The organism is Nocardioides sp. Root1257, from assembly GCF_001425175.1.
Classification (GTDB): domain Bacteria; phylum Actinomycetota; class Actinomycetes; order Propionibacteriales; family Nocardioidaceae; genus Nocardioides.
The window spans coordinates 310,155-333,091 of sequence record NZ_LMDV01000010.1 but is presented as its reverse complement, the minus strand read 5'-3'; the positions used below and the strand labels follow the sequence as shown (position 1 = coordinate 333,091).

Genomic DNA, 22,937 nt, shown 5'->3' with positions numbered 1-22,937 from the left:
ACCCCAGCAAGGACTACCAGCCACGAACCCCCAAATGAAGAACACCCGAACCTACGTTTCCGTAGGTCCGGGTGTCCGCGATGTCCTGAGACATCACACTGTCGGGCTGACAGGATTTGAACCTGCGGCCTCTTCGTCCCGAACGAAGCGCGCTACCAAGCTGCGCCACAGCCCGATCGGCCCACCGGAGCAGGCCGGGGGCAACCATACCCGAGCACCTCCGACGTCCTGAAATCGGTTCAGCCCGCGGTCGGTCCCGGGGTCGCGACGAGGGTCAGGAGGGTGGCTTCGGGGCGGCACGCGACCCGGATCCGGGCGTACGGACTGGTGCCCAGACCCGCCGAGACGTGCAGCCACGAGGAGCCCGGGTCGCCGGGTCGTGACGCCGCCGGATGCCGGTGCAGACCCTTCGCGCGGGCCGGCTCCAGGTCGCAGTTGGTCGTCAACGCGCCGACGCCCGGGACGCACACCTGACCGCCGTGCGTGTGCCCGGCCAGCACGGCGTCGTACCCGTCGGCGGCGAACCCGTCCAGCACCCGGAGGTACGGCGCGTGCGCGATGCCGAGCCGCAGGTCGGCGCCCGGGTCGGCCGGCCCCGCGACGGCGTCGAGCCGGTCGTAGCCGAGGTGCGGGTCGTCGACCCCGGCGAACGCGATCCGCAGGCCGCGCACCTCCAGTGCCGCGTGCCGGTTGGTCAGGTCGACCCAGCCCGCCGCGGTGAACCCGTCGCGCAGGTCCGGCCAGGGGAGCTTGGGGGTGTCGGTGTGCCGGGTGCCGTCGTCCGGGAGCAGGTAGCGGATCGGGTTGCGCAGCGACGGGCGGAAGTAGTCGTTGGAGCCGAACACGAAGACGCCGGGCACGCCGAGCAGGTCTCCCAGCGACTCCAGGACGACCGGGACGGCGGCGTCGTGCGCGAGGTTGTCGCCGGTGTCGACGACGAGGTCGGGCTGCAGGTCGGCGAGGGAGCGCAGCCACTCCTGCTTGCGCGTCTGACCGGGTGTCATGTGCACGTCGCTGAGGTGCAGCACCCGCAGGTCGGGGCTGTCGGGCGGCAGCACGGGGACGGTGACCCGGCGCAGCGTGTACGCACGAGCCTCGACCACGGCGTACGCCGTCAGCGCGGTCCCTGCCGCCACGCCGCCGCCGAGGAGGCCGAGCGCCGACCGACGGAGAAACGACGAGGTGGTCACCGGGGCAAGGCTGCCACAATGGGCAACATGTCTGATTTGAAGGACCGTCTGCGTGCCGACCTCACCACCGCGATCAAGTCCCGCGACGAGGTGCGCTCCTCGACCCTGCGGATGGTCCTGACCGCGATCACCAACGCCGAGGTCGCCGGCAAGGCGGCCCGCGAGCTGAGCGACGACGACATCATCGGGGTGCTGTCGAGCGAGGCCAAGAAGCGTCGTGAGGCGGCGACGGCGTTCGCCGACGGCGGCCGCACCGAGATGGCCGAGAAGGAGACCGCCGAGGCGGCCGTGATCGCCGACTACCTCCCCGCGCAGCTCAGCGAGCAGGAGATCGCCGACCTGGTGACCGCCGCCGTCGCCCAGGTCGGCGCGGCCGGCGAGGGGATGAAGGCGATGGGCAAGGTGATGGGCGTCGTGACGCCGCAGGTCAAGGGGCGCGCCGACGGTGGAGCCGTCGCGGCGGAGGTACGTCGCCAGCTCGGGTGAGGCGGGGGCTCAGCGCCCGCCGCGACCCCCGTGACCGTGGCCGCCGCCGTGGCCGCCACCCCCACCGCCGCCGCCGTTGCCCCGCGGGGGCTTGCCGTTGGACGGGTAGATCGTCACCGACGATCCCTTCGACGCGTACGAGCCGCCGGACGGGGACGTGTAGGCGACGGTGCCCTCCGCGCTGCCGGAGTTCACCGGGCTGGAGACCGTCGGGAAGAAGCCCGCGTCCTCCAGCGTGCTCTCGGCCGTGCTGACGCTCATGCCCGAGGTCGACGGGACGGCCACCTGGACGCCGTTGACGATGTCGCTGGCCGGGGCGACGAAGTCCTGGTCGGGCAACCAGGCAGCGATCTTCTTCATCGCGTCGCCCCACATCGGGCCGGCGGTGGTCGAGCCGTGCGCGGAGACGACGTACTGGCCCGCGAGGGTCTGCCCGTTGAGGGTGATCGGCTGGCCGAGGCTGTTGGCGCCGGCGATCATCGACGCCGTCGCGAGGTTGGGCGTGTAGCCGCAGAACCACACGGCCATGTTGTCGTTGATCGTGCCGGTCTTGCCGGCCGACGGCTGGTTGAGGGCGATGCCCGCCTGGGCGCCGAAGCCGGTCTCCTGGACGCCGCGCAGGATGTCGTTGACGGCATCGGCGGTGCCCTTCGGCATCACCTGCTTGCAGTCCTTCGGGTAGTCCTTGAGGGTGCGTCCCTCGGAGTCGAGGATCGCGGTGACCGGCCGCGACGAGCAGTGCAGCCCCCGGGCAGCGACGGTCGCGTACGCCTCCGCCATCTCGAGCGGGCTCACGTTCGGCACGCCCAGGGTGAACGACGGGACCCGCTCGCGGTCGGGGTCGGTCAGCTCGATGCCCATCGACTTCGCGAGCTTGAACGGCTGGCACAGCCCGGTGCGCTCCTCGAGCTGGGCGAAGAACGTGTTCACCGAGTTCTGGGTGCCGGTGTAGAGGTTGAAGGTGCCCTCACCGGTCGAGTTGTTCACGTTCCACACGTCGGTGCTCGCGAAGTTGCCGTCGCAGTCCGGGAAGTCGGACATCGGGATGTCCTTGGTCTGCGGCGAGGCGATCGTCGTGTTCAGCGAGGTGCCGTTGTTGATCGCCGAGGCGAGCACGAAGATCTTGAACGTGGAGCCGGCCTGGAATCCGGCGGAGTCGCCGTACTTCGACGGGACCACGTAGTTGAGGTAGGTCTGGCCGTCCTTCTTCTTGCTGCCCATCGGGCGCGACTGGGCGACCGCCTTCACGTCGCCGGTGCCGGGCTCGACCATGGCGAGCGCGCCGATGGCCTGGTCGGTCGGAGCCACGTGGCCGGCGACGGACTCGTCGGCGGCGCGCTGGTCGCGCAGGTCGATGGTCGTCTGGATGGTGAGCCCGCCGGACTTGAGCGTCCGGCGCCGCTGCGCGACGCTCTTGCCGAGCGACGGGTCGGCGAGCAGGTAGTTCCACGCGTAGTCGCAGAAGAACGGCGCCTGCGAGTTGACGCAGCCGTTCCTGGCGGGCACGACGTGCAGCCCGAGCTTCATCTCCTTGGCCTTGTCGGCCTTCTCCCGGCTGATCACGTTGAGCTGGGCCATCCGGTCCAGCACGACGTTGCGGCGCTCGAGGGCCCGGTCGGGGGAGTTGGTCGGGTCGTAGCCGGACGGGTTCTTCACGAGGCCGGCGAGCATCGCGGACTGCCGCAGGTTGAGCTTCTTCGCGTTGATGCCGAAGTAGTGGCGGGCGGCCGACTGGATGCCGTAGGTGCCGTCACCGAAGTAGGCGATGTTGAGGTAGCGCTCGAGGATCCAGTCCTTCGAGTGGAGCTGCTCGAAGGCGATCGCGTAGCGCAGCTCCTTGAGCTTGCGCGCGTAGGTGTCCTCGGTCGCGGCGGCGCGCTCGGCCTTCGTGTGCGCCTGCGTCTGGAGGGTCATCTTCACCATCTGCTGGGTGATCGACGAGCCACCCTGGACGACGCCGGAGTTCGCCTGGTTGGTGACGAGCGCGCGGACGGTGCCCTTCAGGTCCAGGGCGCCGTGCTGGTAGAACCGCGAGTCCTCGATGGAGATGATCGCCTCGATCATCGTCCGCGAGATCTGGTCGAGCGAGACGTTGACCCGGTTCTCGTCGTAGAACGTCGCGATGGTGTTGCCGGCGGCGTCGACGAGCGTGGTGCGCTGGGGGAGCGGATCGGTCTCCAGCTCGGCCGGGAGGTTGTCCATCGCCTTGGCGACGTTGCGCGCGCCGACGCCGAGGACCCCGGCGAACGGGATCGCGAGGCCGGCGACGACGACGCCGAGGATGGCGGCCACGGCCACCATCACCCCGAGGTGTGAGGCGACGCGGCCGGCGGACAGGCGCTCGTCGCGCGGCACGGACATGGCTCCGAGGATACGGGACCGGCCGTAGAGAGCCCGATTCCTCGTCGGGGGCGCCTCATCCGGCCGGACTAGTCCGAATGGACTAGACGATCTGGGCACAATTGGTCTGTCACTGCGCTCAGCATTCTCTTAACTTTGCTCACCGAGGGGAACCTCCCGGGTAGGACGTCATGGGGACGCCGCCGATCCCGGTAGTGATGTGGGGACATCCGATATGTGGGTTGAGGATTGGGCGAGTGCGGCTGCGTGCCGCGAGTCGCAGCCGGACCAGCTGTTCGTGCGCGGAGCCGAGCAGAACAAGGCGAAGCAGCTGTGCTCCGGCTGCCCGGTGCGCACCGAGTGCCTCGCGGAGGCGCTCGACAACCAGATCGAGTGGGGGGTCTGGGGCGGGATGACCGAGCGGGAGCGCCGTGCGCTGCTGCGTCGTCGTCCGACGGCCTCGTGGCGCTCCGTCCTCGAGACGGCGCGCGAGAAGGGCGGAGTCTCGCCCGTCGTCTCCGTCTGACCTGAGGGTCAGTCTCCGGCGAGCAGCTCGCCCACCCGGCGCAGGCCGGCGAGGTCGTGCACGTCGCCGGGCAGAGCCGGTACGACGGCCGTCGGCACCTGCGGGTGCGCGGCCGCGAAGCGTGCGCGCAGCCGCTCCTCGCGCTCGACGATGCGGGACTGGTCGGCGTGCAGGTGCAGCAGGCCGGCGGTGAGCGACTCCGGGTCGCGCTGACGGAGCCGGGTCGCGGCCGCCATCGCCTCGTCGGCGGAGAGCGTGCCTCGCGGCGCCGGGCTCGCCCGGTTCACGATCATGCCCACGAGCGGCATGTCGTCGTCGGCGAGCCGCTCGACGAAGTACGCCGCCTCGCGCAGCGCGTCGGGCTCGGGCGCGGCGACCACGAGGAACGCCGTACCGTCGGCCTGGAGCAGCTCGAACGTCTTCTGCGCGCGCTGGCGGAAGCCGCCGAACAGGGTGTCGAAGGCGGCGACGAAGGTCTGCATGTCGCGCAGCACCTGCGTGCCGAGGATCTTGTTGAGCGCGCCGGTGATGATCCCGAGGCCGGCCGTCATCATCCGGGCCGGTCCCTTCGCGGGGGTGAGCAGCAACCGGATGAACCGGCCGTCGAGGAAGCTCGACAGTCGCTCCGGCGCGTCCAGGAAGTCGAGCGCCGAGCGGGACGGCGGGGTGTCGACGACGATCAGGTCGTAGGTGCCGTCGCGCTGCGCGTCGGCGTGGATCTGCCCGAGCTTCTCCATCGCCATGTACTCCTGCGTGCCGGAGAACGAGCTCGAGAGCGCGATGTAGAACGGGTTGTCGAGGATCTGGCGCGCCTTCTCCGGAGCCGCCTGGCTCTCGACCACCTCGTCGAAGGTGCGCTTCATGTCGAGCATCATCGCGTCGAGGCCGCCGCCCTTGCGGTTGCCCTTGGCGTTGGTGCGCAGCCCGCTCACCGGGCGGGGCGTGTTGTCGAGCTGCTCGATCCCCATCGACTGCGCCAGCCGCTTCGCGGGGTCGATGGTGAGCACCACGACCCGCCGACCGCGTTCGGCGGCGCGGAGGGCGAGCGCGGCGGAGGTGGTCGTCTTGCCGACCCCACCGGAGCCGCAGCAGACGATGATGCCGATCTCGCGATCGTCGATCAGGGCGTCGACGTCCATCTCGGGGGCGGGGCCGGGTCGGCTGGCGAGCGGGCCGACGCGAGGACGCGCCCTCTTCTGTGCGGCGGTCATGCGAGCCCCTGCTGCTTGAGGGTGGCGGCGAGCTCGTAGAGGCCGCCGAGGTCGACGCCGCCGGCCAGCCGGGGCAGCTCGTACGACGGCCGGCCGAGCCCGGCGACGACCTGGCGCTGGCTGTCCTCCAGGGCCCGGCGTACGGCGTGGTCGTGCGCCTCGGCGACCAGACCGTCGACCAGCCCGGCCGCGAGGTCCACGCCGGCCTCCTCGAGGTCGGCGGCGAGGCGGTCGGTGTCGAGGCGGCCGTCGCGAGCGGCGTCCAGGTCGTCGTCGGAGATATCCCGGGAGCGAACCTGGTTGACGACGACGCCGCCGACGGGCAGGCCGGCCGCCGTCAGGTCGACGATGCCGTCGGCAGTCTCCTGCACCGGCATCTCCTCCAGGACGGTGACCAGGTGCACGGCGGTCCGCGGGGAGCGGAAGAGCGTCATCATCGTGTCGGACTGGCTCTTGATCGGCCCGACCTTGGCGAGCCCGGCGAGCTCGCCGCTCACGTTGAGGAACTGGGCGATCCGTCCGGTCGGCGGTGCGTCGAGCACGACCGCGTCGTACTGGATGGCGCCCTTGTTGCGGCTGTTGCGCTGCACGGCCTCGAAGACCTTGCCGGTCAGCAGCACGTCGCGCACGCCGGGGGCGATCGTGGTCGCGAACTCGATGACGCCGAAGCGGTCCAGCGCCTTTCCGGCGCGGCCGAGCTTGTAGTACATGGCGAGGTACTCGAGCAGCGCCGACTCGGCGTCGATGTGCAGCGCATGCACGGTGCCGGGAGGGCGGTCCTCGTGGCGCAGGCCGGTCGCGAGCCGGCGCTCGGCGTACGGCAGCGGGTCGACGTCGAACATCCGGGCGATGCCCTGGCGTCCCTCCACCTCGCAGAGCAGCACCTGCTTGCCGTGCGAGGCCAGGCCGAGCGCGAGGGCGGCGGCGACCGTCGACTTGCCGGTGCCGCCCTTGCCGGTCACGACGTGCAGCCGCACGCGGGACCAGTCGGCGGTGCTCGGCACGGACATGGACCGAGGGTAGCCAGCGCAGCGGCACCCCTAAACTCCATCGCGAGGCAGGTCACAACGAGGAGGCCAGGCGTGGACAAGGTGGTGACGACCGCCGCGGAGGCGGTTGCGGACATCCCGGACGGTGCGACGCTGTCGGTCGGCGGGTTCGGCCTGTGCGGGACCCCGTCGGTGCTGATCGCGGCGCTGCTGGAGGCCGGCACGTCCGACCTGGAGGCGGTGTCGAACAACTGCGGCGTCGACGACTGGGGCCTGGGCCTGCTGCTGGCGCAGAAGCGGATCCGGCGGATGGTGTCGTCGTACGTGGGGGAGAACAAGGAGTTCGCGCGTCAGTACCTGGCCGGTGAGCTGGAGGTCGAGCTGACGCCGCAGGGCACGTTGGCGGAGCGGATGCGCGCGGGTGGCACCGGGATCGCGGCGTTCTTCACCGGCACCGGGGTCGGCACGCAGGTCGCCGAGGGTGGGCTGCCCTGGAAGTACGACGAGGCGGGCAACGTCGAGGTGTCCTCGCCGGCCAAGCAGACGCAGACGTTCGAGACCGCTGAGGGGCCGAGGGAGTTCGTGCTGGAGCACGCGATCGTCGCGGACTTCGGGCTGGTGCGGGCCTGGAAGGGCGACCGGCACGGCAACCTCGTCTACCGCGAGTCTGCGGGCAACTTCAACAACCTCGCCGCCATGTGCGGGCGGACCACGATCGCGGAGGTCGAGGAGCTGGTCGAGCCCGGCGAGATCCCGCCCGCCCAGGTACACACCCCGGGGGTGTTCGTGCACCGGGTGGTCGCGCTGACGCCCGAGCAGGCGGCCGACAAGCGCATCGAGAAGCGGACCGTGCGTGAGGTGGGGGAGCGATGAGCTGGACGCGTGAGGAGATGGCGGCGCGTGCCGCCTCGGAGCTGTCGGACGGCTCCTACGTGAACCTCGGGATCGGACTGCCGACCCTGGTTCCCAACTACGTGCCCGAGGGCGTGGAGCTGGTGCTGCAGTCCGAGAACGGCGTGCTGGGCACCGGTGCCTACCCGACCGAGGACGCCGTCGACGCCGACCTGATCAACGCCGGCAAGGAGACCGTGACGCTGCGCCCCGGCGCCAGCATCTTCGACTCGGCCACGTCGTTCGGGATGATCCGCGGCGGCAAGATCGACGCCGCGATCCTGGGCGCGATGCAGGTCTCGAAGACAGGGGACATCGCGAACTGGATGATCCCCGGCAAGATGGTCAAGGGGATGGGCGGGGCGATGGACCTCGTCAACGGCGCCAAGCGGGTCATCGTGCTGATGGAGCACGTCGCCAAGGACGGCACCTACAAGATCGTGGACGAGTGCTCGCTGCCCTACACCGGCCGCGGCTGCGTCCAGCGGATCATCACCGACCTCGCGGTCATCGACGTCACCGCCGACGGTCTGCGGCTGGTCGAGCTCGCCCCCGGCGTCACCGAGGACGAGGTCCGCGAGAAGACCGAGCCGGACCTGCTCGTCGGCTGATGTCACACCCGGGCAGGGCTGTCTCGTCCTCCTGGCATGAACACGACAACCCTCACCGTGGCGACGGGGGTGCTCACCGCGTCGGCGCTGTACGTCGGCTGGTGGGCGTCCCTGGCGCCGCGGTCCTTCTACGACAGCTTCCCGGGCCTGAACCGCATGTGGGTCGGGGGCGACGGCCCCTACAACGAGCACCTCGTGCGTGACGTCGGCGGGCTCTACCTGGCCCTCGCGGTCGCCGGTGTGCTGGCGATCGCCTGGCGCGAGCGGCGTACGACCCTGCTGCTCGGTGCCGCCTGGACGACCTTCTCCGTGCTCCACCTCGGCTACCACCTCCACCACCTGGACGACCTGGCGATGGTCGACGTCGTCGGCAACGTGGTCGCGCTCGGTGGGACCCTGGTCCTGGCCGTGCTCCTCCTGGTGCCGGCCCGGACCGGGACGCGGACGGAGGTGGCGGCATGAGGATCGCCGTGGCCGGCGGGACCGGTGTCGTCGGCCGGCACGTCGTCGAGGCCGCCCGCGAGCGCGGTCACGACGTGGTCGTGCTGTCCCGTGGCGAGGGCGTCGACCTGACCACCGGCGCCGGGCTGGCCGAGCGGCTGGCCGGGGTCGACGCGGTCGTCGACGTCACGAGCGTCCGCACCCAGAAGCGCGAGGACGCCGAGGCGTTCTTCGGAGGCGTCACCCGGCACCTCCAGGCCGCGGGCCCGGCGCACCTGGTCGCCCTCTCGATCGTCGGCATCGACCGCGTCGACACCGGCTACTACGCCGGCAAGCGGCTGCAGGAGCTGGCGCTGGCGGAGGGTGCGACCCCGTGGTCGGTGCTGCGGGCCACGCAGTTCCACGAGTTCGCCGAGCAGGCCCTCGGGTTCGTGCGGGTCGGCCCGTTCTCACTGGTGCCGCGGATGCGCAGCCAGACGGTCGCTGCTCGGGAGGTCGCGGTGGCACTGGTCGACCTGGCCGTCGCCGGTCCGTCCGGCCGGGTGCCGGACCTGGCCGGGCCCGAGGTCCACGACATGGTCGACCTCGCGCGGCGGGTCGCCGACGGCCGGCGGGTGGTCCCGGTGCGGCTGCCGGGAGCCGCGGGCCGGGCGATGCGCTCGGGCGGCCTGCTCCCGACGGAGGACGGACCGCGCGGCCGGATCACCTTCGACCAGTGGCTGGCGCACCGGTGAGCGACGACCTCGCGCCGGCGTACGACGCGGAGCGCGCCCGGCTGGTGCGGGTGGCCTACGCGATCCTCGGGAGCCACGCCGAGGCCGAGGACGTGGTCGCCGACTGCTGGCTGCGCCTGGTCGCGGCCGACGAGCGCGAGCCGGTCCGCGACATCGCGGCCTGGGCCACCGTCACCGTCGCGCGGGCGGCGCTCGACGTGCTGCGCTCGGCGCGGGTGCGCCGCGAGTCGTACGTCGGGCCGTGGCTGCCCGAGCCGGTGGTCGGACCCGTGGCCGGCGCGGTCGAGGACCGGGTCAGCCTCGACGACTCGGTGCGCTACGCCCTCCTGGTCGCCCTGGAGCGGCTGACGCCGGCGGAGCGGACGGCCTGGGTGCTGCACGACATCTTCGAGGTGCCGTTCCCCGAGGTGGCGGAGGCGGTGGGGCGCACGCCGGAGGCGGTGCGCCAGCTCGCCCGCCGGGCCCGGCAGCACGTCGCGGCGGGCACCCCGCGGGTCGCGGTCGACCCGGGGACCCACGACCGGGTGGTCGGGGCGTTCCTCGGCGCCGCCGCCGGGGGCGACCTCGCGGGCCTGGTCCGGCTGCTCGACCCGTCGGTCGTGCTGACCAGCGACGGCGGTGGCGTCGTCAACGCCGCCCGCCGCCCGGTGGTCGGGCCGGACCGGGTGGCCCGGTTCATGGCCGGAGTCACCCGTCGGCCCGGCCAGGTGGAGGTCGTCGACGTCAACGGCCGGACCGGCATCGCCTTCTACGTCGACGAGCAGATCCACTCGGTGCTGTCGTTCACCGTGGACGGCGACCTGATCACCCGCATCGACATCATCCGCGCCCCCGCCAAGCTCACCAGCGCCGCACGAAAGGGGTAGTCCCTGACGGAACGGTCCTCACGCGAGCCGGGGGTGGGCCGTTCCGTCAGGGACTACCCCGCGGGCCGGGTGCTCTCAGCGGGCCGCCGTTCGCGACGCGGTGACCACGCCGAGCACGGCGAGCCCGCCGGCGAGGGCGAAGACCGACACGAACGGGTCCGCACCGGCGCGGGTCGCCGCACCGAACACGATGCCGGAGAGCGACAGCGAGAGCGCGCCGCCGAGCGAGTCCGCGATCGAGAGGGCCGCTGAGTTGAAGCCGCGGTCGGCGTCGGTGGAGGCGGCCAGCATCGCCACTCCGGTACGCGGGTAGCCGAAGCCCATGCCGGCCCCGGCGACGACGTACGCCGTCATCGCGAGCACCGGCGACCCGTGGCCGACGACGACCGCCAGCAGCGCGACCGTCCCGACGAGCACGAGGCCGGTGCCCCAGCGCATCGCGGTCACGTCGGAGACCCGCGGGCCGAGGCGCGACTGCACCTGGCTCGAGCCCGCCCAGACGAGGCCGACCGCCGTCAGGGCGAGCCCGGCGGTGCCGGGCGTGAGTCCCCAGCGGTCCTGGAGCACGAAGACGATGTAGGCCTCCGCGCAGAAGAAGGACGCGCTGAGCAGCCCGCGGGTCCCGATCACGGCGGGCAGCCCGCGCCGCGCCAGCAGGGCACCCGCGGGGAGCAGTCGACGCAGCGCGACCACGACCACCCCGAGGGCGAGCAGCCCGAGCAACCCGGCGGCCCCGCTGCGCGACCCGAGCAGCTCGAGGGCGAGGACGGCGGTCGCACCGACCACGGCCCACGCCAGCCGCGAGCGGGGCGTCTCCGCGCTCCCGGCGCGCGGCTCGAGCCCGCGCAGGGCGGGCAGCACCAGCAGCGTCGACGCCGCGACCAGCACGACCACACCGAGGAAGACCCAGCGCCACCCGATCGCGTGTGCCACGAACGCCGCGATCGCGGGCCCGAAGAGCGACGGGAGCACCCAGGCGGCCGCGAAGCTCGCGAACACCGCCGGCTGGAGGGTCGCGGGGAAGACCAGCCCGACCACGACGTACAGGCAGACGGTCATCGCGCCGGCGCCGAGCCCCTGCACCACGCGTCCCGCGACCAGGACCTCCATCGACGGGGCCGTGCCGCACACCACGAGACCGGCGGCGAAGAGCACGAGCGCGACCGCGAGCGGCGCCACCGGGCCGTGCCGGTCGCTGCGGGCACCCGCGGCCACCATGCCGACCACGCCGCTCGCGAGGGGCGCCGCGAAGGAGAGCGCGTAGAGACCGATGCCATCGAGGTCGCGGGCGACCGTCGGCATCACCGTCGTGACCGCGGTCGCCTCGAACGCCGCGAACGCGACCAGCGCGAACATCCCGACCGTGGTCGCGGCGTACGCCGGGGAGAGCAGCCGCTCGCGCGGCGCCCGGCCGGCGGGGGAGCTCGGAGCGGTCGTGGTCACCCGCCGAACCTAGGACTTCAACACGGGTTGAGGTCAACCGAGTTCGCAAACGTTTTCCACGAGGGCAGGACTAGTGGTCTGGACCGAGCTGCGAGGACCCTCGACGACGACTTCGGCGGGTTCATGGACCGAATCCGTCCGATTTCGTTGCCTGACCTGCGGCTTTCGCAAGTTTCCCTCAAGTCGGGCGTGTCGCGGCCGACCCTAGTACCCGAGTAATTGGCATAGTCCGTTTGACTCATTTCGGACACTCCGGTTCACAAAACTCTCAGGATCACGTCAGGATTCTGCTCGTGAAGCGTTTTGACGGTGTGACGAGCCAACGGACCGAGCCCGACTCCACCGACCCCAGCCTGCTCGCCGAGGAGTACGTGCCCCTGGTGGCGCACCTCGTGCGTGAGCTGTCCGCCCGGATCCCGGCCTCCGTGGACCGCGACGACCTCCGCTCCGCCGGCCTGGTCGCCCTGGTCACCGCCGCCCGAGCCTTCGACAGCTCGCTCGGCGTGCCGTTCTCGGCCTACGCGACCACCCGGGTGCGGGGCGCGCTGCTCGACGAGCTGCGCTCCATCGACTGGGCGTCCCGGGCGGTGCGCCGACGCAGCCGCGACATCGAGGCGACCCGCCAGCGCCTGGCGACGGCGATGGGGGCCTTCCCCGACGACGCCGCCGTCGCGCACTCGCTCGGCCTGACGCCGGCCGAGGTGGCCCGCACCGACGCCGACGTGTCGCGGGCGGCCGTGCTGCCGCTGCACGGCGCCGACCACTCCATCGCCGACGTGCTGCCCGCCGCGACCCCCGGACCGGCCGACGTGGTCGAGAAGGCCGAGCAGATGGCCTACCTGGTCGACGCGATCGAGGAGCTCCCGGAGCGGCTGCAGGCCGTCGTCCGTGGCTACTTCCTCGAGGAGCGCCCGATGGCCGAGATCGCCGCCGAGCTCGGCGTGACCGAGTCCCGCATCTCGCAGCTGCGCGCCGAGGCGCTGGTCCTGCTCCGCAGCGCCCTGGCCGCGGCCCTCGAGCCGCACCTGGCCGAGCGCCCGGCCGACCCGAGCGGCATCGTCGCCCGCCGGCGCGCGGCGTACGCCGCCTCGGTCGCCGCGCGGCACGCCTCCCGCCGCGGCGTCCCCGCGTCCGCGGAGCGCTCCGCCTGACCGCCACCTGATCAGTCGAGACTGAGGCCGGCCGCCGGAGCGGTCCGGGCGGCGCGACGTGCTGGCAGCAGCGCGGAGAGCAGCCCCGCGACTCCGGCGACGAGGACGACCACGCTCAGCTGGCCCCAGGGCAGCACCATCGGCGCGGCGTCGACCGCCCGCTGCACCAGTGCCTGGACCGCGACCCACGCGAACGTCACCCCGATCGCGGTGCCGAGCACCGTCGCCACCACCGACAGCAGCAGCGCCTCGGCCGCGAGCGTCGCCCGCAGCTGACGGCGGGTCAGCCCGAGAGCCCGCAGCAGCGCGTTCTCCCGGCCCCGCTCGAGCACCGACAGGCCGAGGGTGTTCCCGATCCCGACCAGCGCGATCACGACGGCGATGCCCAGCAGCGCGACCACCGTGCCGGTGAGGATGTCCAGCTGGAGGGTCACCCACGAGCGCTCGCGCAGGCTGTTGACCACGTCGGCGTCGGCCGACTGCGCGATCGCGTCGAGGTCGCCCCCGAGGTCGTCCGCGTCGGTGCCGTCCGCCGCGCGGACCCAGACGGCCCACGGCTGGGGCGCACTGGTCAGGCTCGCCAGGGTGGAAGGGGCCACCAGCGCCGCCTCGCCCCATCCCGCCCCGCCGCGCACCCGCAGCTGCTCGGTGTGGCCGCCCGCACGTACCGAGACCAGGTCGCCGTCCGCGAGGTCGTCCATCAGCTCCCACGGCAGCCAGACCTCGCCGGCCTGCGGCGTGACCATCGGGGGCGCGCCGCGCACGATCCGCTCGGCGTCGGTCGGCGCGACCACCGGCAGGCGCCCGGCGCCGCTCACGGACCCCTCGGCGCCGTCGAGCTCGGTGGCCGACGAGACGCCGGGCACCGCCCGCACCCGGTCGAGCAGGTCCGCGGCCAGCGGGGCTCGGCTCGCCGTGAGCGTGACGTCGACCGGGTAGTCGTGGTCGAGGTCCTCGTCGACGGCGCTGCGGGAGCTGGCGAGGCCCACCAGGACGGCGGTGGTCAGCGTGACCCCCACCAGGAGCGAGGCGGTCGTGGCGGCGGTGCGCCGCGGGTTGCGTACGGCGTTCTCGGTGGCGAGCCGGACCGGCGCGCCGGCGACCCGGCCGACCAGTCCGCCGGTCGCGCGGATCAGGGCTGGCACGATCACCGGCCCGAGCAGCAGCACGCCGCTGAAGGACGCGACGCCGCCGAGGATCATGGCGACGGCGTTGCTCGCGCTGATCGACAGGGCGAGGAGACCGGCGCCGAGCGCGACCACCACCAGGCCGAGCAGCACCCGCAGCCGGCCCGCTCCGGTGCGGACGCTGGTCGCGTCGTCGGGGCGCAGCGCCGTGAGCGGGCTGACCCGGACCACGCGCCGGGTGGGCAGCCAGGCGGCGACCACGGTGACGAGTACGCCGGTGACCAGCGCGCCGGCGTACCAGCGCAGCGACGGCGTGGGCAGGGCCATGCTGCCGCTGGGCAGGGCGGACTTCGCCAGTGCCACCAGGGCGTAGCCGAGGCCGGTGCCCACGACGAGGCCGAGGACCGCGGAGGCGACGCCGAGGGCGAGGGCCTCGACCCGCACCGAGCGCAGCACCTGGCGGCGGGTCGCGCCGACGCAGCGGAGCAGCGCGAAGTCGCGGGCGCGCTGCGCGAAGAGGATGGAGAAGGTGTTGGCGATGACCAGCACGGACACGAACAGCGCGATCGCCGCGAAGACCAGCAGCAGGATCGCCAGCACGTTGACCTCGTTGGTCAGATCGGCCTGGCGGTCCTCGACGAACGCGTCGCGGTCCTGGACGGTGGCGCCGGCGGGCAGCGTGCCGGCGAGCGACGACGAGCCGGACCCGGCGTACGCCACCGAGTCGATCCACAGGTCGGAGTCGAGGCCGCGCAGGTCGGCCCAGGTCAGGTAGAGCTGCGCGCCGGCGCTCGCCGACGGGGTGTCGACCAGGCCGACCAGGGTCCCCTCGACAGCGCCGCGACCGCTCCCGATCTCCACCGGGTCGCCGACGGCGACGTCGTGGCCCTTGACCGCGTTGACGTCGGCCACGACCTCACCCGGGCGTGCGGGGAAGCGGCCCGACCGGAGCACCTGCCAGCGCAGGCCGGGGTCGTCGGCGACCCCGCCGACGTCGGCGCGCTCCTCGAAGAGCCGGCCGCCGATCCGGACCCGCTGGGGCGTCCAGCCGAGCACGGCGGCGGAGTCTCCGCTGCTCTCGGCCCGGTCGACGATGCGGCCCGCCTCGTCGGCGTCGACGTCGGTGACGACCACGTCGGCGCCGCGGTAGGGCACCTCGACCCCGGCGACGAGGCCGGCGCGGGTCGCGTCGGAGAGCAGGCTCGTGACGACGATGAAGGAGACGCCGATGACGACGGCGACGGCGGCCGAGACGTAGCGCCGGGTGTGGGTGCGCAGCGACGCGCGCAGCACGGTCCTCATCGGGCCGGCTCCGCCGCGACGGGGCGTACGTCGGCGGCGAGGCCGTCGGTGATCACGACGACGTCGTCGGCGTACGCCGCCGCGTCCGTCTCGTGGGTCACCATCACGACGGTCTGGCCGAGCTCGCGCACGGAGCGGCGCAGGAAGCCCAGCACCTCGGCGGAGGTCTCGCTGTCGAGGTTGCCGGTCGGCTCGTCGGCGAAGACGATGTCGGGCTGGCTGACGAGTGCGCGGGCGATCGCCACCCGCTGCTGCTGGCCGCCGGAGAGCTCCGAGGGGCGGTGGCCGAGCCGGTCGCGGATGCCGAGCACGTCGACGACCAGGTCGTAGCGCTCGCGCACCTCGGCGTCGACGCGGCGGTTGGCGAGCTCGAGCGGGAGCAGCACGTTCTGCCCGGCCGTGAGCATCGGCAGCAGGTTGAAGGACTGGAAGACGAAGCCGACGTGCTCGCGCCGGAAGACCGTGAGGGTCGTGTCGTCCATGTCGTGCAGGTCCCGACCGGCCACGGTGACGGTCCCGGAGGTGGGGGTGTCGAGGCCGGCCAGGCAGTGCATCAGCGTCGACTTGCCGGAGCCGGACGGTCCCATGATCGCGGTGAAGCGGCCGACGGGGAGGTCGAGGTCGACGCCGCGCAGGGCGTGGACGGCGGTGTCGCCGTGCCCGTAGACACGGGTGAGGCCGCGGGTGCTGGCAGCGAGAGTGGTCATGCGACGACTCTCGCGATCGCGCGGGCTCGGATCGTCAGCCCGCAGGCCGGACCCGGCGTACGACTCAGGTCGTACGCACCAGCCCCGTCTCGTACGCCAGCACGACGAGCTGGACCCGGTCGCGGGAGCCGGTCTTCGCGAGGAGGCGACCGATGTGGGTCTTCACGGTGGCCTCCGCGACGACCAGGTCCTGGGCGATCTCCAGGTTGGACCGGCCGCGGCCGACGTGCACGAGCACCTCGCGCTCGCGGTCGGTGAGCCCGTCGAGCCGGTCGTCGAGCGGGGCCGCGCCGGCGTCGGGCAGCGCAGCGGCGAAGCGGTCGAGCAGGCGCCGGGTCGTGCTGGGCGCGACGACGGAGTCGCCCGCGTGCACGGTGCGGATGGCGGCGAGCAGGTCCTCGGGCAGCGCGTCCTTGAGCAGGAAGGCGGCGGCGCCGGCCTTGATCGCGGCGAAGACGTACTCGTCCAGGTCGAAGGTCGTCAGCACGACCACGCGCGGCAGCTCGCCGCGTGCGGTGAGCGACCGGGTCGCCTCGACGCCGTCGGCCCGGGGCATCCGCACGTCCATGAGCACGACGTCCGCGGCCGTGACGGCCAGCTGCTGGACGGCGTCCGCGCCGTCGCCCGCCTCGCCGACGACGCTCATGTCGGCCTGGCTGTCGACGAGCATCCGGAAGCCGCTGCGCACCAGCTGCTGGTCGTCGACCAGGAAGACCCTGATCGGCTCCGTGCTCACAACGCCTTCCTCACAGGGGCAGCCTCGCAGCCACGCGCCAGCCGCCGCCCGGCCGGGGTCCGGCCTCGAGCGTGCCGTCGTGGGCGGTCGCCCGCTCCCGCATCCCGATCAGGCCGAGCCCGTGCTCTCCCGTCGCGACGGCCGCCCCGCGTCCGTCGTCCTCGACCAGCACGGTGACCGCGTCGTCGACCGCGACCACCACGCGCACCCGGACGCCGGGACCGGCGTGCTTGCGGACGTTGGTGAGCGCCTCCTGCACGACGCGGTACGCCGTCAGCGCGACGCCGTCCGGCACCGGCGTCGCCGGGTCCGGGAGCGTCGCGTCGACATCGTCGGCGGTCACCAGGCCGGCGAGGTCCGCGAGACCGGGCTGCGGCCCGAGCTCCACACCGTCGTCGGCACGGAGCAGGCCGAGGGTGTGGCGCATGTCCGTGAGGGACGCGCGACCGGTCGCGGCGATCGTCTCGAGCGTCGTCGCGGCGAGCGCGGGATCCTGCGCCGCGGCGTAGCGGGCACCGTCGGCCTGCACCACGATCATCGACAGCCCGTGCGCCACCACGTCGTGCATCTCGCGGGCGATCCGGGTGCGCTCGGCGGAGGCGGCGAGCGCGACCTGCTGGGCCGCCTCGCGCTCGATCTGGTCGCCCCGCTCGACGAGCGCGTCGACGTACGCCCGCCGCACGCGGCCGAGCGTGCCGAGCGCCCAGGCGGTGACGACGACGGCGGTGATGAAGAGGACGTACGACGTGAACGCGGACGGGATCAGCTGGTCGAACCCGCGCAGCCAGACGTACGACGCCACGAACGCGCCCGCGATCCCGGTCGCGAGCGCCGCCAGGCCGGCCCGGGTGGAGGCGTAGCGGCCGACCGAGTAGACGGCGACCGGGAACGCGACCTGGCTCCACAGCGGCGTGTCGATCAGCACCGCCTGGGCGGCGCTGAAGCCGGCGACCAGTGCGAACACCGCGACCGGGTGGTGCCGCCGCCAGTAGAGGGGCGCCAGCTGCCCGACCGCCACCACGAGGCCGGTCCACCCGGCGTCCGTGAACGGCATCGCGAGGGCCGGCACCAGGAGCGCTGTCGCGAGCGCGACGTCGAACCACACCTGGCCCCGCGGGCTGAGCCGCCAGGGCTGGTGGTGCGCGAGCGCGGTGGTCACCTGGCGACCCTAGTTGGCGGCGGCGGGCTCCGCGTCCGACCACGGGTGGACCCGGCGTCCGCCCCGAGTAGGGTGCCGAGCATGACGAAGTGGGAGTACCTGACCGCGCCGATCCTCACGCACGCGGCCAAGCAGATCTTGGACAACTTCGGGGCCGACGGGTGGGAGCTGGTGCAGATCGCGCCCGGCATGAACCCGGAGAACCTGGTCGGCTACTTCAAGCGGCCGCTCCAGTGAGCGCCCCCGAGGACCGCCTCGCCGAGCTCGGGCTCTCGGTGCCTGAGGTGGCCAAGCCGGTCGCGGCGTACGTGCCCGCCGTGGTGTCGGGCGACCTGGTGTTCACGTCGGGCCAGCTGCCGATGCGCAGCGGCGAGCTGATGTACACCGGCAAGGTCGGCGGCGAGATCGGTCCCGAGGAGGCGAAGGAGTGCGCACAGCAGTGCGTGCTCAACGCCATCGCGGCGGTGAAGTCCGTCATCGGTGACCTGGACCGCGTCGCGCAGGTCGTGAAGGTCGTCGCGTTCATCGCGTCGACGCCCGACTTCACGGGCCAGCCGCAGGTCGCCAACGGCGCCTCGGAGCTGCTCGGCCAGGTCTTCGGTGACGCGGGCATCCACGCGCGCTCGGCCGTCGGCGTACCGGTGCTGCCGCTGGACGCGCCGGTCGAGGTCGAGCTGATCGTCCGCGTCGCCTCATGAGGATCCCGCTCCCGCCGGTCCCGCTCCCGGACCGGCTGGTCGACGTCGCGCGCGAGTTCGAGGACGGCCGGCAGGAGCCGGCCGAGCCGCGCAACGCGGCGACCGTGATCCTGATGCGTCCCTCGGAGCAGGGGCCGGAGCTCTACTTCCTACGCCGCCAGGTCTCCATGGACTTCGCCGGTGGCATGTGCGTCTACCCGGGCGGTGGCGTCGACAAGCGGGACTTCGACGCGACCGTGGCCTGGGCCGGGCCCTCGCCGTCCGACTGGGCCGCGCGGCTCGGCTGTGACGAGGAGACCGCACGGGCGCTGGTGTGCGCCGCCGTACGCGAGACGTTCGAGGAGTCGGGCGTCCTGCTGGCCGGTACGTCGGACTCGAACGTCGTCGCCGACACGACCGCCGACGACTGGGAGGCCGACCGGGTCGCGCTGGAGTCGCGCGAGCTGTCGATGACCGACTTCCTCAACCGTCGCGGGCTGGTGCTGCGCACCGACCTGCTCGGTGTCTGGGACGCGTGGCTGACGCCGATCTTCGAGCCGAAGCGCTACCGCACCTGGTTCTTCGTCGCCTCGCTGCCGTCGGGGCAGGTGACCCGCGACGTCTCGACCGAGTCGTCGTCCGTGGACTGGATCCCGGCCCGCGTCGCCGCCGAGCAGGCGGACGCGGGCGAGCTCGCGCTGATGCCGCCGACGTACCTCACCTCGATGGAGGTCGGCGAGCACGACTCGCCCGAGGAGGTGCTGGTGGTGGCGGCGTCGCGGTCGGTGGAGATGTTCACGCCGTCGGTCGAGCCGCTGGGCGAGGGCTGGACGCTCTCGATGCCGGACCGGCTGCGGCCCCTGGTCGCGGCGCGCCGGCGGCCATGACGGCCCCCCGGAGCGACTGGTCGGGCGGTGCCTTCGGGTCGCGCGGCCGGTGCTTCCTGGCACCGAACCCCGGGATGATGACGCTCGACGGCACCAACACCTGGGTGCTCCAGGAGCCCGGGGCGTCCGCGTCGGTCGTCGTCGACCCGGGTCCGATCGAGGACGGCCACCTGGACCGGCTCACCGCCGAGCTCGGCGACGTCGGCCTGGTGCTGCTCACCCACCACCACTTCGACCACGCCGAGGTCGCCGCCGAGTTCGCGGCCCGCAAGGGGTGCGCCGTGCGCGCGCTCGACCCCGCGCTCTGCGTGGGCGCTGACCCGTTGGTCGACGGCGAGGACATCGACGTCGACGGGCTCTCGCTCCGGATCCTGACCACCCCCGGCCACACCGCCGACTCGATCTCGCTGGTGCTGCCCGGCGACGGGGCGCTGCTGACGGGCGACATGGTGCTCGGCCGCGGGACCACGGTGGTGGCGCACCCCGACGGCCAGCTCGGCCCCTACTTCGACTCGATCTCACGGATGCGGGAGCTGGCGCTCTCCGGCGAGGTGCGGACGCTGTGGCCGGCCCACGGACCGGTGCTCGACGACGCGCTCGGGGTGCTCGACTTCTACCTCGCGCACCGCCGCGAGCGGCTGGCCCAGGTCGAGTCGGCGTTGCGCGAGCTCGGCGTACCCCTGACAGCGGAGCTGGCCGAGGACGAGTCCCTGCCGCGCCAGGTCGTCGAGGTCGTGTACGCCGACGTCGACGAGTCCCTCTGGGGCGCTGCCGAGTGGTCGGTCCGCGCACAGCTCGCCTACCTGGCGGCGCGGTAGCGACGCACGCCCCCCAGCAGCGCGAGGAGCACGACGGTCGCCGCGGCCACGCCGAGGCCGATCGAGATCGCGATCCTCTCGTCGGTCCAGGGCCAGCTCGGCTCGGGGCGGCTCACGGTGGGGTCGTCGGACGACATCAGGCCGGTCGCGAGCGAGAGCGAGGGGCCGATCCCGCCGGGCACGTCGACGACCGGGGTGCCGGTGTATCCCGACTGGTCGAGCACCACCGACTCCGCGCCCTGCGGCCGGGCGTCGAGGAAGCGCACCGTGGCGCCGTCCGCGGTGGTGCCCAGCCGACGGTCCAGAGGCACGTCGAGGATCGCGTCGGGCTCGACGATGGTGTCGCCGACCCAGGTCTTGAAGGTGCCGACGTCCAGTCCGACGATGCCTCGGTCGTTGACCGAGATGCCGGGATCGGCGGCGGCGATCGCGCGGACGACGGCCTGGTCGGAGCCCGGAGGCACCCGGCCGATGACACCCGGGCCGCGGCTGCCCATGGAACCGGCGGTCCAGGTGTCCTGCGGTCGGCCGGTGAACGCCAGCCAGCGCCCGTCCTCCGACCACTCGATCCGGTCGATCGCCGTGCCTTCCTTGCCCGGCACGGGGATCTCCCGGACCTCGCCGGTCGTCAGGTCCACGACGCGGATGCCGCTCGGGATCGGTGCGGTCGCCGCGTCGGGACCGAAGGCGGCGTACCCGTAGGCCAGCCGGCGTCCGTCGGGCGACAGCGCGACCACGGGGATGCCGAGACCGCGGGCGAAGGTCTCGTTGTTGCCGGCGAAGTCGGGCAGGTCGAGCAGGTGGTAGGCGCCGTCCGAGGCGCCGACCACGACGGGCAGTCCCTGGTCGGTGACCCAGGCGGCGGCGCCGACGCCGACCACGGTCGGGTCGTCGGTCACCTCGTCGCGCATCCAGGAGCCGTCGTTCTCGCGATCCGACATCCGCTCGGGTACGGCGTACAGGCGGTCGGGCACGCCGAGACCGTCGGTGCTGGCGACGGGCGGATCGAGCCGGTCCGGCAGCCAGGACACGGCTCCGGCGAGGAGGGCGAGCGCAGCGGCGATGCCGGCGACCACGAGGCCGAGGTCGCGACGTCGGGCGCCGCGGGCGCGCGCCCAGGTGTCGTCGGGCACGTCGACGGCCGGTGCGTGCGCTGCGATGCGCTCGAGCTCGTCATGGAGGGTCATCGGGGGTCTCCCACGTGCTCGGCGAGGTCGGGGGCGAGGGCGCGAAGCCGGGCCAGGGCCTGGCGCGTCGTCGACTTCACGGTGCCGGCGCCGATCCCGAGGATGCCGGCGGTCTGCACCTCGGTCAGGTCCTCGAAGTAGCGGAGCACGAGCACGGTCCGCTGCTTGGTGGTCAGCCGGGCGAGCGCGTCCTCCAGGCTGAGGCGCAGGTCGGTGTCGGTGGTGACGGCCGCGGCGTCGTACCCGCCGAGGCGCTGCTCGCGCACGTGTCGACGCTGGCGCCACCAGGACACGTTCTGGGTGTAGAGGATGCGTCGGACGTACGGCTCCGGGTCGCCCTCGATCCGGTGCCAGCCCTTCGCCGCCTTGAACAGGGCGGTCTGGACGAGGTCCTCGGCGAGGTGGGCGTCGCCGGTGAGCAGGTACGCCGTGCGCGAGAGCGCGGCCGTGCGCGCCACCACGAACGCGCGGAACGCGTCCTCGTCGTACGGCTGCGGCACCTGGCCCCCTCTCACCCCCTCAGACGCTGCGGCGGGGTGGTGCGGGGGTCACTGTGCGCGAACTTGTTGGGCACTTCATGAACTTCTCGGCCTTTGCAAAGCCCTCGAAGTCCAGGGACACCCGGTGAACCGGGTATCCCTGAACGCGCTCAGCGGGCGCGGCGGCCCAGGCGCTCGACGTCCATGATCACGACCGAGCGGGGCTCGAGACGCAGCCAGCCGCGCGAGGCGAAGTCGGCGAGCGCCTTGTTGACGGTCTCGCGGGAGGCGCCGACCAGCTGGGCCAGCTCCTCCTGCGTGAGGTCGTGGTGGACGTGCACGCCGTCGTCGGCGGTGCGCCCGAAGCGGTCGGCGAGGTCGAGCAGGGCCTTGGCGACACGACCGGGCACGTCGGAGAAGACCAGGTCGGCGACGACGTCGTTGGCCTTGCGCAGGCGGCCGGCGAGCTGGGCGAGCAGGCCGCGGGCGACGACCGGGCGGCCCTCGAGCCAGCGCAGCAGGTCCTCGTGCGAGAGCGAGGCGAAGGTCGCGTCGGTCACCGCGGTCACCGTCGCCGAGCGCGGGCCCGGGTCGAAGAGCGACAGCTCGCCGAACATCTGGCCCGGGCCGAGGATGGCCAGCAGGTTCTCGCGGCCGTCGGACGAGGTGCGGCCGAGCTTCACCTTGCCGTCGAGCACGACGTACAGCTTGTCGCCGGAGTCCCCCTCGTGGAACAGCACATCGCCGCGCCGCAGGCGGCTCTCGGCCATCGAGCCGCGCAGGGCGGTGGCGGCCTCGTCGTCGAGCGCGCTGAACAGCGGTGCCTGACGGAGTACGTCGTTGTCCACGGATCCTCCTCGTGAAGATGGACCCGTAAGCACACGGGTTCCGCGTAGATCCTAGCCAGTGGGAAACCTCACAGGCTGCACCGGCGTCCGCAAGTCGCCCGCAAGGGCGAATCGGGGAGTGTCCCCGGGTC

Annotated in this window: 24 protein-coding genes and 1 tRNA gene; 12 read left to right on the top strand and 13 right to left on the bottom strand. The window is 73.0% G+C overall.

Features of this window, described 5'->3' with window-relative positions:
- Positions 1-101: 101 nt before the first annotated feature.
- Both ASC77_RS20550 and ASC77_RS20545 read right to left on the bottom strand, forming a co-directional pair.
- Positions 102-175 (bottom strand) — tRNA-Pro (locus tag ASC77_RS20550).
- Between the two features lie 64 nt (positions 176-239).
- Positions 240-1,190 carry a metallophosphoesterase gene (locus tag ASC77_RS20545; RefSeq protein ID WP_082575078.1) on the bottom strand — a complete coding sequence of 317 codons (951 nt, stop codon included), beginning with the start codon at positions 1,188-1,190 and terminating at the stop codon, positions 240-242.
- 27 nt (positions 1,191-1,217) lie between these two features.
- Between ASC77_RS20545 and ASC77_RS20540 the strand changes: the two genes are divergently transcribed.
- Positions 1,218-1,676: a GatB/YqeY domain-containing protein gene (locus ASC77_RS20540; protein WP_321163711.1), complete on the top strand. Its 459-nt coding sequence runs from the start codon at positions 1,218-1,220 to the stop codon at positions 1,674-1,676.
- 9 nt (positions 1,677-1,685) lie between these two features.
- On the opposite strand, the gene ASC77_RS20535 is transcribed toward ASC77_RS20540, so the two are convergent.
- Complete coding sequence (locus tag ASC77_RS20535) at positions 1,686-4,037, bottom strand: transglycosylase domain-containing protein (protein ID WP_056157198.1); 2,352 nt, start codon at positions 4,035-4,037, stop codon at positions 1,686-1,688.
- Positions 4,038-4,251: 214 nt separating this feature from the next.
- Between ASC77_RS20535 and ASC77_RS20530 the strand changes: the two genes are divergently transcribed.
- Positions 4,252-4,542 (top strand): WhiB family transcriptional regulator, encoded by a 291-nt coding sequence (locus ASC77_RS20530; RefSeq protein WP_056157197.1) that lies wholly within the window; start codon positions 4,252-4,254, stop codon positions 4,540-4,542.
- 8 nt (positions 4,543-4,550) lie between these two features.
- On the opposite strand, the gene ASC77_RS20525 is transcribed toward ASC77_RS20530, so the two are convergent.
- Entirely contained in the window at positions 4,551-5,753 is a 1,203-nt protein-coding gene (locus ASC77_RS20525) for an ArsA family ATPase (protein ID WP_082575076.1), read from the bottom strand.
- The gene (locus tag ASC77_RS20520) at positions 5,750-6,763 is read right to left on the bottom strand and encodes an ArsA-related P-loop ATPase (protein WP_056157192.1); all 1,014 of its coding nucleotides are present in this window, start codon (positions 6,761-6,763) and stop codon (positions 5,750-5,752) included. Before ASC77_RS20520 ends, ASC77_RS20525 begins: the two co-directional genes overlap by 4 nt.
- Positions 6,764-6,835: 72 nt before the next feature.
- Between ASC77_RS20520 and ASC77_RS20515 the strand changes: the two genes are divergently transcribed.
- From ASC77_RS20515 to sigJ, 5 genes are read left to right on the top strand one after another with little or no spacing between them, the layout of a single operon-like run.
- On the top strand, positions 6,836-7,615 hold the full coding sequence (locus tag ASC77_RS20515; RefSeq protein WP_056157190.1) for a CoA transferase subunit A: 780 nt from the start codon (positions 6,836-6,838) through the stop codon (positions 7,613-7,615).
- Positions 7,612-8,244, top strand: coding sequence for a CoA transferase subunit B (locus tag ASC77_RS20510; protein ID WP_056157188.1), 633 nt, complete (start codon positions 7,612-7,614; stop codon positions 8,242-8,244). The genes ASC77_RS20515 and ASC77_RS20510 overlap by 4 nt, the downstream gene beginning before the upstream one ends.
- Before the next feature lie 36 nt (positions 8,245-8,280).
- Complete coding sequence (locus tag ASC77_RS20505) at positions 8,281-8,706, top strand: hypothetical protein (RefSeq protein ID WP_056157185.1); 426 nt, start codon at positions 8,281-8,283, stop codon at positions 8,704-8,706.
- Positions 8,703-9,419, top strand: coding sequence for an SDR family oxidoreductase (locus ASC77_RS20500; protein WP_056157184.1), 717 nt, complete (start codon positions 8,703-8,705; stop codon positions 9,417-9,419). Before ASC77_RS20505 ends, ASC77_RS20500 begins: the two co-directional genes overlap by 4 nt.
- Positions 9,401-10,285, top strand: a complete 885-nt coding sequence (gene sigJ / locus ASC77_RS20495; RefSeq protein WP_235547836.1) for an RNA polymerase sigma factor SigJ — start codon at positions 9,401-9,403, stop codon at positions 10,283-10,285. The genes ASC77_RS20500 and sigJ overlap by 19 nt, the downstream gene beginning before the upstream one ends.
- Before the next feature lie 75 nt (positions 10,286-10,360).
- Here the strand turns inward: sigJ and ASC77_RS20490 are convergent, their stop codons facing one another.
- Positions 10,361-11,728: an MFS transporter gene (locus tag ASC77_RS20490; RefSeq protein WP_200945070.1), complete on the bottom strand. Its 1,368-nt coding sequence runs from the start codon at positions 11,726-11,728 to the stop codon at positions 10,361-10,363.
- Positions 11,729-12,021: 293 nt separating this feature from the next.
- Here ASC77_RS20490 and ASC77_RS20485 point away from each other — a divergent pair, with 293 nt between their 5' ends.
- On the top strand, positions 12,022-12,879 hold the full coding sequence (locus tag ASC77_RS20485; protein WP_235547834.1) for a sigma-70 family RNA polymerase sigma factor: 858 nt from the start codon (positions 12,022-12,024) through the stop codon (positions 12,877-12,879).
- 11 nt (positions 12,880-12,890) lie between these two features.
- Here ASC77_RS20485 and ASC77_RS20480 read toward each other — a convergent pair whose 3' ends face one another.
- The 4 genes from ASC77_RS20480 to ASC77_RS20465 all read right to left on the bottom strand — a co-directional run bounded on the left by ASC77_RS20480 (position 12,891) and on the right by ASC77_RS20465 (position 17,910).
- Entirely contained in the window at positions 12,891-15,308 is a 2,418-nt protein-coding gene (locus ASC77_RS20480) for an FtsX-like permease family protein (protein ID WP_056157180.1), read from the bottom strand.
- On the bottom strand, positions 15,305-16,015 hold the full coding sequence (locus ASC77_RS20475) for an ABC transporter ATP-binding protein (protein WP_056157178.1): 711 nt from the start codon (positions 16,013-16,015) through the stop codon (positions 15,305-15,307). The genes ASC77_RS20480 and ASC77_RS20475 overlap by 4 nt, the downstream gene beginning before the upstream one ends.
- Before the next feature lie 64 nt (positions 16,016-16,079).
- Positions 16,080-16,751, bottom strand: coding sequence for a response regulator (locus tag ASC77_RS20470; RefSeq protein ID WP_268788432.1), 672 nt, complete (start codon positions 16,749-16,751; stop codon positions 16,080-16,082).
- Between the two features lie 10 nt (positions 16,752-16,761).
- A complete protein-coding gene (locus ASC77_RS20465) occupies positions 16,762-17,910 on the bottom strand; it encodes a sensor histidine kinase (RefSeq protein ID WP_056157175.1) in 1,149 nt (382 codons plus the stop codon).
- An 81-nt stretch (positions 17,911-17,991) separates the two neighbouring features.
- Here ASC77_RS20465 and ASC77_RS26805 point away from each other — a divergent pair, with 81 nt between their 5' ends.
- The 4 genes from ASC77_RS26805 to ASC77_RS20450 are packed head-to-tail and all read left to right on the top strand — an operon-like array spanning position 17,992 to position 20,292.
- The gene (locus ASC77_RS26805) at positions 17,992-18,147 is read left to right on the top strand and encodes a DUF4177 domain-containing protein (RefSeq protein WP_091110903.1); all 156 of its coding nucleotides are present in this window, start codon (positions 17,992-17,994) and stop codon (positions 18,145-18,147) included.
- Positions 18,144-18,608 (top strand): RidA family protein, encoded by a 465-nt coding sequence (locus ASC77_RS20460; RefSeq protein WP_056157174.1) that lies wholly within the window; start codon positions 18,144-18,146, stop codon positions 18,606-18,608. The genes ASC77_RS26805 and ASC77_RS20460 overlap by 4 nt, the downstream gene beginning before the upstream one ends.
- A complete protein-coding gene (locus tag ASC77_RS20455) occupies positions 18,605-19,474 on the top strand; it encodes an NUDIX hydrolase (protein ID WP_056157172.1) in 870 nt (289 codons plus the stop codon). Before ASC77_RS20460 ends, ASC77_RS20455 begins: the two co-directional genes overlap by 4 nt.
- Positions 19,471-20,292 carry an MBL fold metallo-hydrolase gene (locus ASC77_RS20450; RefSeq protein WP_056157170.1) on the top strand — a complete coding sequence of 274 codons (822 nt, stop codon included), beginning with the start codon at positions 19,471-19,473 and terminating at the stop codon, positions 20,290-20,292. Before ASC77_RS20455 ends, ASC77_RS20450 begins: the two co-directional genes overlap by 4 nt.
- On the opposite strand, the gene ASC77_RS20445 is transcribed toward ASC77_RS20450, so the two are convergent.
- The 3 genes from ASC77_RS20445 to ASC77_RS20435 all read right to left on the bottom strand — a co-directional run bounded on the left by ASC77_RS20445 (position 20,274) and on the right by ASC77_RS20435 (position 22,806).
- Positions 20,274-21,479, bottom strand: coding sequence for a PD40 domain-containing protein (locus ASC77_RS20445; RefSeq protein ID WP_056157169.1), 1,206 nt, complete (start codon positions 21,477-21,479; stop codon positions 20,274-20,276). The genes ASC77_RS20450 and ASC77_RS20445 overlap by 19 nt on opposite strands.
- Positions 21,476-21,979 carry a SigE family RNA polymerase sigma factor gene (locus ASC77_RS20440; RefSeq protein WP_056157167.1) on the bottom strand — a complete coding sequence of 168 codons (504 nt, stop codon included), beginning with the start codon at positions 21,977-21,979 and terminating at the stop codon, positions 21,476-21,478. Before ASC77_RS20440 ends, ASC77_RS20445 begins: the two co-directional genes overlap by 4 nt.
- Positions 21,980-22,128: 149 nt before the next feature.
- The gene (locus tag ASC77_RS20435; protein ID WP_056157166.1) at positions 22,129-22,806 is read right to left on the bottom strand and encodes a Crp/Fnr family transcriptional regulator; all 678 of its coding nucleotides are present in this window, start codon (positions 22,804-22,806) and stop codon (positions 22,129-22,131) included.
- Between the last annotated feature and the right edge of the window lie 131 nt (positions 22,807-22,937).